The organism is Alkalimarinus coralli, from assembly GCF_023650515.1.
Lineage (GTDB): Bacteria > Pseudomonadota > Gammaproteobacteria > Pseudomonadales > Oleiphilaceae > Alkalimarinus > Alkalimarinus coralli.
This window is the reverse complement of record NZ_CP096016.1, coordinates 315,887-328,377: the sequence shown is the minus strand read 5'-3', so window position 1 is coordinate 328,377 and position 12,491 is coordinate 315,887. Positions and strand designations below refer to the sequence as shown.

Here is a 12,491-nt window from a genome sequence, read left to right as displayed (position 1 = left end):
ATGTGCCAAATTCTCTATACCAACAAGCGAGATAACGCGGTTGCTATCCCCAGAAATGACATAAAACCTGCAATGTCCGTGACTGTTGTTAAGATAATAGAGGATGACTGCGCAGGATCCTGCCCAAGTTTTTTTAAGCAGATCGGTACCAGGGCACCTGCGGTGCCAGCAATGGTCATCGAAATAACCATCGCCATAGCGATCACCATTGCCAACCCGATACTCTGGCTCCAAAAGTAGACGCCTACACCACAGGTTAAGGCAATAGCAATGCCATTAATAAAGCCCGCGCCTGCTTCTTTTAGCGTCACTCTCAACCAGTCACGGGTAGTGATTTCTCGCAGCGTCAAACCTCTCATGGTAACCGCCAGAGCCTGGGCGCCGGTGTTACCCGACTGACCAGCCGCCACAGGCATCAGCACAGCTAACGCCGTAAATTGAGCAATAGTGCTTTCAAAAAAGCCGACCACTGATGCTGCTAAGAACCCCGTTAACAGGTTGATCTGTAACCATGACTGGCGTTTTCGCACGGCAAAAAAACTACTGGATAGTGCCCGCTCATCGCGACTCGCCCCCACCATGGTTTGTAAGTCAGAGGCAATATCTTCTTTGAGTGTTTCTATTGCACTGGCACCTCGAATAACCCCTAGTAGACGGTGGTGAATATCAACCACCGGCAAGGTGTCGATTACATTCTTTTGCAGCTTGTCCGCAACATCACTCGTAGGATCTAGCGCTGCGACAAAATGCACAACCGAAGAGCTGATTTCCGCCAGGGTTTGACCAGGCTCTGCACAGACCAGCTTCTCTAGCTCCACCTGACCAACCAACCGCATACTGTCATCTAATGTGTAGATACGACGACGCATAATCGCCGGGTACTGCTTCAGCTGCCCCATTACATCCGACGCGGTCATCTCTTGATTTACACTCAAAACCCGCGTGTCCATCATGTAGCCAGCAGTATTAGAGGGGTAATCCATAAGTTCACGCAGTTGGTGTGCGTCCTCTTTTCCCAATAACGCCAGGTAATGGTCTCGTTCTGCGTCCTCGAAACGGCTGAGAAGTGCAGCACAGGGGCCTGCATCCATCGACCTCAGAAGTTCTGACGCGATAGTATCATTGGTTTGCTTTAACAGTTGTGCAGCAATCGGTGCAGTAATAAGACTATAAACTCTTTGCCGCACAAAGGTCGGCGCTGAAATCAAAATGCCGGCTGCGTCCTCAACCGCCATGGTTTCCAGTTCACGAGCGGCATCTCTGGGGAAATTTCTTAAGAATGCCTGAGTGAGAACAGAAGCAGCACTCATGCCTGATTCATTTTCAAGCGGTGTGGAACCCGTCTCGGTACTCATTTTTGCTTTCCTATGATTGTAGAGCGGCTACTCGTTGGACTACCACTGAAAAGGTTAAGAATGCCTGCCAATACGCTGACATAAACCTGAGCGCTATCAGACACCACATCAGCCACTGGGTCTGGATGTATATCTGCTGTAGGTTGTTCTAGCCCTCTCCGTAAATCAACATGGCGCAAAATCCCAATCAATTGCTTATACCTGTTTAGCACCACCAGTGTATCGTATCGTTGCCAGCCAGCATGATCCAATACTGACCGCAGGCTGGCCCGGCTTGAGAGTGCTGGCCGTGTTTCATCGATTAGCTGATCAATACAACTGTCATCCTTGGCATTGAGCAATGTTCTGACACTGACAAGCCCAACCAAATGCGTATCACCGTCGACCAACGGGATTGAATCGCTGTCACTTAAACCGTGTGAATCAGCCAATCTGCGAAGCGCCGAAGCAACGGTAATACTTCTTGGCAACATCACAATATCTGCCGTCATCCAGGCACCAACGGTATCCTTCGAGTAACTCAGCAACAGTAAACAGAGTGCAGCAATTTTATCAGGCATGACCTTTAGCAGTGTTTTACGCTTTGCACTAGGCATACAGCGTAATATTGCCACCACATGGTTTGCGTCCCCTCCTGCCAGCAAACTGGCAGCAAGTTTAATCGGCAACTGGGCACACAGGCGTGCCGCATAGGGCGGTAGCATATGCATCAGTATACGATGAGCCTGCGTGGCGGGAAGCGCTTCAAGTAGTTCACGGGCCGCTTCCACGGGTAACCCTTCAAGCTCACGGGCGGCTGCGTCTACATGCGTTCGGATAAAGGTTTTGGCTATATTGAGATCACGAACCGCCATATTACTCTCCAGGTTTTAACTCTCCAGGTTTTAACTCTCCAGGTTTTAACGCGCCGCTGTTCGGGTCATTCGTTTCGCTCTTCTGCTCCTTACTCTGACCCGCAACATCTTGCTGCCAGGCGTCATCTTTATGATCCTCTTTCTTTTGAAACAGGTTGCGCAATAATGACCCTCCTGCCGAGTGGGGTTCAGAAACAAGCTCACATACTTGGTCGTTAAACAGCTTGGCTGGCACCGTTGCGCGCCCCTTTTCCGTATCGAGTATTAATGCAGTAGGCGTTATTTCCAGTAACTCTCCATCAACGCCTGCAATCTTTAGCTGTTGCCCTATCTGGAAATGTTTTCTGGCAACCTGCGCCCCAATAATATTGGCAACGTACTCCCGCGCTCCCAAGCCAAATGCCAGAGAGACCCCAGCCCCCATAACGCCGGTAATGACAATCAGCGTTGTTGTGAGAAAGTCAACATTTATACCGAGCTGTTGAACACCAATAACTATCGACGTGAGTATCACTATCAACTGGGCGGTTGTTGCCAGCAACTCTGATCGTTCAATACCAGCCGATTGAGCGGCGCTGGTCACCGCAGTGCGAGTCAGCCCACTGAAGGCTAAGCCTGCAAGTATAATTAGCAGCCCGGTTAATAAATTCGGCAAATACGCTAACAGCGCACTCGATATACCTGAAAAGAAGTCCCACTGTAATAGGTTTGCACTGGCTGCACCAAAAAACAAAAACACAGCCCAGAAAACAATGTTGCCCCCCCAGCGAGCATAGGAGCGAAGTTGTGCCTGTAAGTTTTCGCGCTTACCTAGGTTAGTTGGCAACATCGCAGTCAATGCCAACATCATTTTACGCGCTAACGCTCGAAGCAAGCGGGCAGCAATCCAGCCGACAACCAGCAATAACACGGCGGCAATCAACTGAGGTAAGAGTTCCAGCACCTGGTTAAAAAATTCATGGTATGTCTCTTTCAAGGCGCTCTGCCAATCAAAGAAAATCCGCTTTTCAGCCATTGTATTTACCTGTAAATAGACGTTGCTCAATCACAATAATCATACTTAACTACTTAAGTTCATCGCAGGTTAAAAATCAATAAAACATAGCGTTTCAATCGAACAACCCGCTTCATAACAACAGTTTATCGGGTATAAAAATACATTGTCTTAGTTGAACTAAAATAGTTATTGAGAAGATCAGGCAAAAGTGATATTTAGCACTCTTAATTCACTTCCGTTGGGAAGCCCAGACCGTCAGTTCTTGATGTGGCAAGCACCAACCCAACGCGACTTAATTTGGACTGACGAAAAATGAATAATTCCACTTCAGATTTTTCAGCGGGAGTCACAAGCCCAGCTACCCAACTACCTGCAGCATTCCTCAACTTATTAACGTCATTAATTAGAAGTCCAAGCGTGGTCGGCGCTGAGCACTCTTTTTTTCGTATATTAGAACGAGAACTTGAAGAGCGTGGGGCAAAGGTCGCCTGGTATGAAGGGGTTTTGGTCGCACAAGGCTCAAAACCAGACAGCATTATGTTTTCTGCACACATTGATCGTCACGGCCTGATGTGCACAGGCCCCAACGAGTTTCAGTATGCGGCCTTCGTTGCAGGCGCCCGCTCAGACCTGCTCGGCAACTCGGTGGGCGAGCAGCTGATGAGAAAAATTGTTGATCGTTTTGCAACTGAGTCAGTTTTTGCCTATGAACCCTGGTCAGGTGCCTACCGTGGCCAAGGAGTCATTGACCGTGCCTATATTTGCGAATATCGCAACAATTTGATTTTTGAGCTAAAAGGCATGGAGCATCTGGTCGCGGGAACGCCCGTTGCGTTTACAGACCGCTTGAAAATCACCGATGAAGCACTGGTGGGCCAACTGGACAACGTGCTCACCGCTGCAGTCTTGGTTTACCTGTTCGAACTCGGCTTTCAAGGCACTCTATTCTTTACCGCACAGGAAGAAGCAGGAAAAAGCTGGCGATACCTGCTGGAGTGGTTCCGCCGCTTTGGGGGGTCAACAAACCAACTCATTGTTGTTGATACCAGCCCTTATCCTGACCTGGATACAGCCAAAAAACAGAATCTGGTACTGCGGAACAAAGATGCCAATGCTTCGTTCAACCGTGAACTGACCGAAAGACTCTCCACGTTGTGTGATCAAAATGGTATTAGCTATCAATACAAAGACGTGTACGTAGAACAGAAAAACGCTGAACTCGTTGCCAGAGGGGAAGAACCCGGCTCAATCGGGTCAACTGAAATGGGGCGCATTATCTCTGCCTCAAACGGGCTGGTTGACGGTACCACTCTCCAGATACCGACCTCGGGTTATCATACGCTGTCAGAGTCCGCTCCGCTTGAATCTGTCAGCACGTTTATTCAGGCCCTGACCATGCTCGCCAATATTAATACCAACAAATAGCGCAAGTAATTACAGCAAACTAGTATAGCTGGCTATGCTAGATGACCACCAAACGCCAAACACACTAATACGAGACCCATTACATGAGTTGGGCAACACTGTTTGATATAACCCCATATGATTGGCCAGCTATCGGCACGGCCATCTTCTGTGGCTCAATCATAGGCCTTGAGCGTCAACTACGTGGTAAACCTGTGGGCATCAGAACCTCTGCGCTGATCACCCTGGGTACTTATTTATTTCTCTCAACCGCGTTTATGCTGGAAGGCGATATCGTAGACCCGTCTCGCGTGGTAGGCCAGGTTATCACAGGGATAGGTTTTTTAGGTGCTGGTGTAATGCTGGCGAAAGAAGGCGTTGTGGTTGGGGTGACATCCGCAGCATCAATTTGGGTGCTGGCCGCTATTGGTGTGATTATTTCTACAGGTTCTCTGCTCCCAGCGATAAAGCTCTCGATATTAGTCGTCGGAATTCTTTACGGTGTCGACTTTCTGGAAGAGCACACCAAGGCATTTAGCCGTGGGGTGCATACTAAGGTAAAGCAGTTTTCAGCCGATAGAAGGCAAAATCAGCGAAAAGATAACTCTCAGTAGCTCTGTTAAAAAGCTACGACCAGGCTATCTTGATCTCGTCTTTTTTACCTGCGGTTTTGATGACTTGCGCTTCGCCGTTTGTTTTGGCTTATGAGCGCCTGTTCGAGACTGCTTCTCGTTATGCTTGGCACTTTTAGTGGTATTTCGGGTATTGGAGGCCCTATTTCGCTTAGCTGAACCTTTGGCAGGTTTGACAGGGTTGCTGTCAGTTTCTTGGGTGCTCTTTCGAGGTTGAGCCGTATTGACAGCCGTTTTGTTCGAGTACGCAACCGCCTGGTTAATCTCTGCCATTTCATCATCGGTCAGGTTGCGCCACTGGCCCGGTTTCAGGGCGCCTAAATGAACAGACATAATCCGGGTACGTTTCAACTTTGTCACTTCATAACCCAGATACTCACACATGCGCCGTATCTGCCGGTTTAACCCTTGAGTTAGGATAATCTTAAATACAAAACGGCTTTGTATCGTCACTTTGCATGGTTTAGTGACCGTATCGAGTATTGGCACACCACGAGACATACGCTCAACAAAACGCTCGCTCAACGGCTTATCTACCGTCACCACATACTCTTTATCGTGAGCATTTTCGGCCCGCAAAATCTTATTGACAATATCGCCATCACTGGTAAGAAAAATCAGCCCTTCTGACGGTTTATCCAGCCGCCCAATAGGAAAAATACGCTGCTTATGGCCAATATCATCAATGATATTACCTTTGACTTTGCGCTCTGTCGTGCAGGTGATGCCAATAGGTTTATGGTAAGCGATATAGATTCGGTCAGATTTGTTTTCAGCACTTGCTTTTATGCGGCGACCATCGACCAGCACCTCGTCCCCCGGCGCGACTTTGGTGCCTAGCTCTGGCAACCTTCCGTTAATGGTGACACGATTGCTTTCTATGAGTTTGTCAGCCTCACGACGTGAGCAAAAACCTGATTCGCTAATATACTTGTTAAGGCGTTTCTCGTTACTGGAATCCACACATTGTTCCGATAAATAATAGTTCTGAAAAATAATAGTTCTGATAAATAATTGCTGATCAAAAAGCTGTTTTAGCTACGCGTTCAGCATTTTTTACTTCAAATACTCTTCCAGCTCATTTCTAAACGCCGCTTGCACGCCCAGATTTTTCATCATCCAATAGTGCCCAGCAATCAAGCGATCGATAAATAAACTCTCTACCGGCGGCCTGAATGAGTCCAGATGCTTGAATACCGAAGGGGCTTTCGAGGCCACCTGAGTGTGCAAACTCGCTTGGGCAAAATCATAGATCTCATCTTTATGCTCAAACGGTGTAATGAATATATCCCGCCACATGGCATAGTAGCCTTCATCCAGTGCGGGTTTCCCCTCTACTCTGACCCCCAGCTCAATCAGGCGTTTATCCAGTAGCTTATAATCCTTGCCAATACCGGCATTTAGCGCCGCTTTATATGCCGTCACTATTTCTGGTTTTAACTGTTTAACGCAACCAAAGTCGTACATAATAACCGTGCCATCAGGGCGGAACGCAAAGTTTCCTGCATGAGGGTCGCCATGAATGCACTGAAATTTAAACAACTGGTCAGCCATAGTGGTGAAAATGCGGTGACCGATAAGGTTGATAACGTCCTGGGTATACACCGTTGAATCAAGTTCGCTGATATGGTCACCTTCAACCAGCTCCAAAGTGAGCACTCGTTGGGTCGATAGTTCATCAATAACCGTTGGGATAATCAGCCCTGAGTCATCCTGATGAAATTCCTGGAAGCGTTTAATGTTATTGGCTTCGTTCTGGTAATCCAGTTCCTCGTGTAGGCGCGCCAGTATTTCTTGAAACAGCTGGTCCACGCTTTCTTTGGGGATCTTGAGTAATCCCCCCAGCTTGAGCGTCATCCTTAATTGCTTGAGGTCTGAGTCGCAGGATTTATCAACACCCGGATATTGAACTTTTACAATAACGTCTCGCCCATCTTTAGTCATCGCCCTGTGAACCTGGCCAATAGATGCGGCTGCATAAGGTTTCTGTTCAAAGAAGTCAAAAATCTCTTCTGGCTCTCCCCCCAGCTCATTCACTATCTGCTGGCGAATCAGGGAGAAGTCCATTGGCGGCGCTTCTTTCTGCAATTTTTGCAGTGCCGTTGAAAACTCTTTGGGTAAGAAGTCTTGGGTTTGCGAAGCAATTTGCCCCACTTTCATCACCGCGCCTTTTAACTCCCCCAAGGTCGAAACGATATCGTCAGCCATTTTATCGTAGGTTTTAGAGCGGCGTTCTTCTTTCTTCTCGTCGGAGCCAAAACTACTTCGAACTTTCTCCGAAGCGTAGCGCCCTGCAACACTGGCGGTCATGCCTGCCAATTTCATAAAGCGACCAGTTCGAGTGGTTACTGATTTTTTGGCCATAGAAAAGCTAACTCAAATGATTAATTGAAATAGACGCTCATTATCTTATGACTAAACATCACCTGAGTCTAATGCAAAAACGGCATTGGCATAGCCGTAAGTACAAGCATAGGCATTGCGCTTATCCCCCAGTATATTGCTGTTACCACACGTTAGCCTGGAGAGATACCTGCAACAACCTTTTACAAATGACCTTCTCAAATAGCGATATCAATAAACGTCATGTTTATTTACACATTCACAATTCAAAGCATGCCTGAATAACAGTAACCTGTTATTTGTTATAGATTTATGAAACAAAGGTCTTATTTTTGCTGACTAAACCAACCTGACTGACCGTTAAACGAGCTAATGGAAGTCTTCACTCGGATTTTGATAACAAGAAGGATTTAATGATGAAATTATTAAAAATTGGTTTAGCCGTCGCTGCTATGTCAAGCAGTGCAGTATTTGCAGCACCCATGTTAGGTGGTGTGACTTCTGGGCCAGATTCCAGCTTTTCAATTAACTTTGATTACCTAAACACCTCTACCACGGGTGACGTAATCACTTCACTATACATGGATGGTAGCACTGCAGCGGCTTTCCCTATTTTATGGGATAGCGTCGGTTCACTATCAGGCCAGACTGCAACTGTTTCCGGTGTAGATACCCAACTAGTTAACTTCGACTTCACAAGCTCTTGGGATGCTGGCGAAAGCTTCTCACTATCGTCTGTTGATCCAGATGGTGTTCCTAGCCCAGCAGGCGTAACTATCGGTCAATTACTGGGTGTTCAGGTAGGCGTTGAGTTCGCTTCAGGTGCGAGCCTGCTTTACGCATTTGTTGATGATACCGCTCAAGGTGCTGGTCTAATGCTGGAACAGATAACAACTAGCGTACCAGAGCCAGGTTCTTTGGCACTACTTGGTTTAGGTCTGGCAGGGCTAGGTGCAGCTCGTAGATCTAAAAAAGCGTCTTAATAATACGCTCCCCTCTCCGCCTCAGGAGAGGGGCTTTAAGCGCCTATAGCTAATAGTCCAGTCCAATCCAATGTAAGTCTAGTTCAACGTAACCCTAGCCCAGCATAACTCTGGCCAAACAAGGCTCTTTCCAACCCAAACAGTTAGCGCCGTTAGTTAACAGCCACACCCTCTACCAACGGTTGCGACTCAAGATCGGCATCCAGCACCATACCCGGCTTAAGCACCCCAACGCCTGCAGGCGTGCCCGTTAGCACCACGTCACCCGGCATTAGGGTAAAGTGCTTGCTAATGTAGGCAATCAATGGGGTTACAGCTGTAATCATCTCAATGGTGCGGCCATGTTGGCGCAGTTCACCATCAATCTTCAATCTGTACTCAATATTTGAAGGCTCTTTAATAAGTTCAGGTCTTAAAAAAGCAGATAGCGGACAGGCTCCATCAAAACTCTTCGCAATCTCCCAGGGGTGGCCTTTTTGCTTCAATTCACTCTGCAAATCCCGCAATGTTAAATCCAACCCAAGGCCATAACCCGCAATCGCACCAGTGATGTCATTCACATCTGCATTCGTAAGTTGTTTACCTATCAGAACAGCCAACTCAGCTTCGTAATGCGTATCGCCCTTATCTTTGGGTAATACAACAGATTCGGAAAGCGGTACGGCCGTTGTTGCAGGTTTGATGAAAAGAATCGGGGTGGCAGGGACTGGGTTATTAAGCTCTTTCGCGTGTTCAGCGTAATTTCGGCCTACACAGACCACCTTGCCCAGAGGGTAATCAAAGGATGCACCATCAGAAAACTGATGTTGATAAGGCATAGTATCTCCACTTCTTTTATGATGAAGGTAGAGCCACGACTCAAAGGGGGTATTCTTCAGGCTCTAGTAATCAAGTGGTGCGCTGGCGCACCCTATAAGGGATTAAGAAAGCAGGCATATTGGGTATGCCTGCACACCGATCAATATACTATAAATCGACCAATATACTATAAATCGACCAATATACTATAAATCGATCAATATACTATAAATCGATCACTTTCCCTGGGTTCATAATATTATTAGGGTCAAACACTCGTTTTATCCCTTTCATATACTCAATTTCAATCGGGCTTCGGGTATAACTCAGGTAGTCCTTTTTGGTTAAACCAACACCATGTTCGGCAGAGACGCTACCATTGTATTTCTCAACAATCTCAAACACCCACTTATTGACCTTCAGACATTTTTCAAAAAACGCTTCTTTAGGTAAATCTGCAGGCTTAAGGATGTTTAAGTGGAGATTCCCATCACCAATATGGCCAAACCAGATAATTTCGAAATCCGGGTAATGCTCTGTTACTACCTCGTCAATCTCTTGCAAGAACTGAGGTACTTTAGACACCACAACTGAAATATCATTTTTATAAGGCGTATGGGGCGCAATGGACTCGGAAATACCTTCACGCAAACGCCACAGGTTCTGAGCCTGGGTTTCGCTCTGGCTGATAACGCCATCGACCACCCACCCCTCTTCAACACACTTCTCAAACAGCGCCATGGCATCATCCATAACGGCATCCGAGGTCGCTTCAAATTCGAGTAGCGCGTAGTAAGGTGCTTCTCCTTCGAATGGTGCCTGTACATCGCCATGCGCCAAGACATGCCCCATCGCCTGATGAGAAAAGAATTCGTACGCCGTTAGGTCAATCTGCTGCTGAAAGGCTTGCAGGACATCCATCGTATTGTTTAGGTCACTTAGCCCCAAAACCAACACCGTAAGGTTGGTCGGCTGACGCGTTAACTTCATCGTCGCTTCTGTAATAAACCCCAAGGTACCTTCTGCGCCAATGAAAAGGTGGCGAATATCATATCCGGTGTTATTCTTTTCGAGATCTTTATTAAGCTCAATAATATCTCCATTACCGGTTACCACGGTTAACCCGGACACCCAGTCACGACTCATACCATATCGAATAACCTTGATTCCACCCGCATTGGTCGATAAATTTCCGCCCAATTGGCTCGATCCTGCAGATGCAAAATCTACCGGATAATAGAGGCCTTGCTGATCAGCATAGTCTTGAAGTTGTTCTGTAATCACGCCTGCCTGGCACTTAACGGTTCTGTCACTGGCATTAAAATCAATAATTTGATTCATGTAGTCGAACGAAACAACGATCTCACCATTGGTCGCAACGGCCCCTGCGCTCAATCCTGTTCGCCCGCCCGAAGGGACTAGTCCAATGTTGTGCTGATTGGCAAACTTCACAACAGATTGAACTTGCTCAGTGCTTTTTGGAAATACAATCGCCAGTGGCTTTGGCTCATGAATTTTTGTCCAGTCTTTGCCATGGGTTTGTAAGGAGTCTTCGTCGACCCTGACTTTACCTTCATCAACCAAACCTTTAAGTTCTTCAATAATCTGTTCTGGGGCCATAACGCTCTCGAAACCTATAATTCGCTTAAAACCATATAAAAACAGGCACGACTGTTATTAATAATCGCGCCTACTCTATTTGATGCCGTGCACTCGTTGCCAAATATGGTATCATACCGCGCTTATTCTGTTGATCCCGGCTTGCTAATTCAATGCAAATTTCTTGGAAAAGCGATTTCATTATGACTGCCAGCCTGATTGTATTGCTTCCTACTTGTAAAGGTTAATGTAACATCATGACTACGACGTCACTCGATAAGAGCAAGATTAAATTCCTTCTTTTGGAAGGTCTACACCAATCTGCCGTCGATACTTTGAATGCTGCTGGCTATACCAATATTGAATACTTAACCACTTCACTTTCAGAAGAAGAGCTGATTGAGAAAATTAAGGATGTTCACTTTATCGGTATTCGATCCCGTACACAGCTCACAGAGAATGTCTTTGCAGCAGCAAAAAAACTCATCGCTGTCGGCTGCTTTTGTATTGGAACCAATCAGGTGAATTTGCTGGCAGCCCTGGCTAAAGGTGTTGCCGTATTTAATGCACCGTACTCCAACACACGAAGTGTCGCTGAGTTGGTATTAGCACAGGCGATATTACTGCTTCGTGGTGTTCCGGAAAAGAATGCGATGTGCCATCGCGGCGGATGGTTAAAGTCTGCGAAAGACAGCTATGAAATTCGTGGTAAGAAACTGGGGATTATCGGTTACGGTAGCATCGGTACTCAGTTTAGTGTGTTAGCTGAATCACTGGGTATGAAGGTCTACTTCTACGACATCATCACCAAGCTGCCACTAGGCAACGCCACACAAGTTGGCTCATTGAAAGAGCTACTCGAAATGTCGGACATCGTCAGTCTGCACGTCCCTGAAACTGAGGCAACCAAGTACATGTTTGGTGCAGAGCAGTTTGAGCAAATGAAGCAAGGCAGCATTTTGATGAATGCGGCTCGCGGTACCGTGGTTGATATCGATGCACTCGCTGATGCAATTAAGAGCAAAAAACTATTGGGCGCAGCAATCGACGTATTCCCTGTTGAGCCGAAGTCAAATGCCGAAGAGTTTGTATCACCGTTGCGCGGCCTCGACAATGTGATTTTGACGCCTCACGTGGGCGGCAGCACAATGGAAGCACAAGAGAATATCGGCGTAGAAGTTGCCGAGAAGCTCGCGACCTACAGCGACACCGGTACAACCATTTCGTCTGTTAACTTCCCTGAAGTGGCATTACCCGCACACCCAGAGAAGCATAGACTGTTGCATATTCATGAGAACGTGCCTGGTGTTCTATCAGAGATTAACAAAGTATTCTCTGATAACGACATCAACATTGGCGGACAGTATCTGCAAACCAACGATAAAGTGGGCTACGTCGTTGTTGAAGTCGACAAAGAGTATAGTCAACTGGCATTAGAAAAACTGAAAGCCGTTAAGGGTACTATTCGTTGTCGGGTTCTCTACTAAAACTCGTAGCGATTGACCATGAAAAAGGGGGCTGCATTT

At 46.9% G+C, this 12,491-nt stretch carries 11 protein-coding genes; 4 read left to right on the top strand and 7 right to left on the bottom strand.

Annotated elements, in window-relative coordinates; genetic code table 11:
* Positions 1 to 14 precede the first annotated feature (14 nt).
* From MY523_RS01440 to MY523_RS01430, 3 genes are read right to left on the bottom strand one after another with little or no spacing between them, the layout of a single operon-like run.
* The gene (locus MY523_RS01440; protein WP_250657033.1) at positions 15 to 1,355 is read right to left on the bottom strand and encodes a magnesium transporter; all 1,341 of its coding nucleotides are present in this window, start codon (positions 1,353 to 1,355) and stop codon (positions 15 to 17) included.
* Positions 1,352 to 2,209: a magnesium transporter MgtE N-terminal domain-containing protein gene (locus MY523_RS01435; RefSeq protein WP_250657032.1), complete on the bottom strand. Its 858-nt coding sequence runs from the start codon at positions 2,207 to 2,209 to the stop codon at positions 1,352 to 1,354. The genes MY523_RS01440 and MY523_RS01435 overlap by 4 nt, the downstream gene beginning before the upstream one ends.
* 1 nt (position 2,210) lies before the next feature.
* The gene (locus tag MY523_RS01430) at positions 2,211 to 3,224 is read right to left on the bottom strand and encodes a mechanosensitive ion channel family protein (protein ID WP_250657031.1); all 1,014 of its coding nucleotides are present in this window, start codon (positions 3,222 to 3,224) and stop codon (positions 2,211 to 2,213) included.
* Between the two features lie 294 nt (positions 3,225 to 3,518).
* On the opposite strand from MY523_RS01430, the gene MY523_RS01425 reads away from it, so the two are divergent.
* Together MY523_RS01425 and MY523_RS01420 are read left to right on the top strand one after the other, a co-directional pair.
* Positions 3,519 to 4,631: a peptidase M42 gene (locus MY523_RS01425; RefSeq protein ID WP_250657030.1), complete on the top strand. Its 1,113-nt coding sequence runs from the start codon at positions 3,519 to 3,521 to the stop codon at positions 4,629 to 4,631.
* Positions 4,632 to 4,714: 83 nt separating this feature from the next.
* On the top strand, positions 4,715 to 5,224 hold the full coding sequence (locus MY523_RS01420) for an MgtC/SapB family protein (protein ID WP_250657029.1): 510 nt from the start codon (positions 4,715 to 4,717) through the stop codon (positions 5,222 to 5,224).
* Positions 5,225 to 5,248: 24 nt separating this feature from the next.
* Here MY523_RS01420 and rluF read toward each other — a convergent pair whose 3' ends face one another.
* Positions 5,249 to 6,205 carry a 23S rRNA pseudouridine(2604) synthase RluF gene (rluF, locus tag MY523_RS01415; RefSeq protein WP_250657028.1) on the bottom strand — a complete coding sequence of 319 codons (957 nt, stop codon included), beginning with the start codon at positions 6,203 to 6,205 and terminating at the stop codon, positions 5,249 to 5,251.
* Between the two features lie 93 nt (positions 6,206 to 6,298).
* Positions 6,299 to 7,606 (bottom strand): ABC1 kinase family protein, encoded by a 1,308-nt coding sequence (locus MY523_RS01410; RefSeq protein WP_250657027.1) that lies wholly within the window; start codon positions 7,604 to 7,606, stop codon positions 6,299 to 6,301.
* 392 nt (positions 7,607 to 7,998) lie between these two features.
* Here MY523_RS01410 and MY523_RS01405 point away from each other — a divergent pair, with 392 nt between their 5' ends.
* The gene (locus MY523_RS01405) at positions 7,999 to 8,568 is read left to right on the top strand and encodes a PEP-CTERM sorting domain-containing protein (RefSeq protein ID WP_250657026.1); all 570 of its coding nucleotides are present in this window, start codon (positions 7,999 to 8,001) and stop codon (positions 8,566 to 8,568) included.
* Between the two features lie 152 nt (positions 8,569 to 8,720).
* Here the strand turns inward: MY523_RS01405 and MY523_RS01400 are convergent, their stop codons facing one another.
* Entirely contained in the window at positions 8,721 to 9,386 is a 666-nt protein-coding gene (locus tag MY523_RS01400) for a fumarylacetoacetate hydrolase family protein (protein ID WP_250657025.1), read from the bottom strand.
* Between the two features lie 205 nt (positions 9,387 to 9,591).
* Positions 9,592 to 10,986 (bottom strand): D-2-hydroxyglutarate dehydrogenase, encoded by a 1,395-nt coding sequence (locus MY523_RS01395; protein WP_250657024.1) that lies wholly within the window; start codon positions 10,984 to 10,986, stop codon positions 9,592 to 9,594.
* 236 nt (positions 10,987 to 11,222) lie between these two features.
* Here MY523_RS01395 and serA point away from each other — a divergent pair, with 236 nt between their 5' ends.
* A complete protein-coding gene (serA, locus tag MY523_RS01390) occupies positions 11,223 to 12,452 on the top strand; it encodes a phosphoglycerate dehydrogenase (protein WP_250657023.1) in 1,230 nt (409 codons plus the stop codon).
* Positions 12,453 to 12,491 lie beyond the last annotated feature (39 nt).

Excerpts from the sequence above, each read along its gene's own strand:
- MY523_RS01440 (WP_250657033.1), bottom strand. The coding sequence starts at position 1,355 with ATGAGTACCGAGACGGGTTCCACACCGCTTGAAAATGAATCAGGCATG.
- MY523_RS01435 (WP_250657032.1), bottom strand. The coding sequence starts at position 2,209 with ATGGCGGTTCGTGATCTCAATATAGCCAAAACCTTTATCCGAACGCAT.
- MY523_RS01430 (WP_250657031.1), bottom strand. The coding sequence starts at position 3,224 with ATGGCTGAAAAGCGGATTTTCTTTGATTGGCAGAGCGCCTTGAAAGAG.
- MY523_RS01425 (WP_250657030.1), top strand. The coding sequence starts at position 3,519 with ATGAATAATTCCACTTCAGATTTTTCAGCGGGAGTCACAAGCCCAGCT.
- MY523_RS01420 (WP_250657029.1), top strand. The coding sequence starts at position 4,715 with ATGAGTTGGGCAACACTGTTTGATATAACCCCATATGATTGGCCAGCT.
- MY523_RS01410 (WP_250657027.1), bottom strand. The coding sequence starts at position 7,606 with ATGGCCAAAAAATCAGTAACCACTCGAACTGGTCGCTTTATGAAATTG.
- MY523_RS01405 (WP_250657026.1), top strand. The coding sequence starts at position 7,999 with ATGATGAAATTATTAAAAATTGGTTTAGCCGTCGCTGCTATGTCAAGC.
- MY523_RS01400 (WP_250657025.1), bottom strand. The coding sequence starts at position 9,386 with ATGCCTTATCAACATCAGTTTTCTGATGGTGCATCCTTTGATTACCCT.
- MY523_RS01395 (WP_250657024.1), bottom strand. The coding sequence starts at position 10,986 with ATGGCCCCAGAACAGATTATTGAAGAACTTAAAGGTTTGGTTGATGAA.
- serA (WP_250657023.1), top strand. The coding sequence starts at position 11,223 with ATGACTACGACGTCACTCGATAAGAGCAAGATTAAATTCCTTCTTTTG.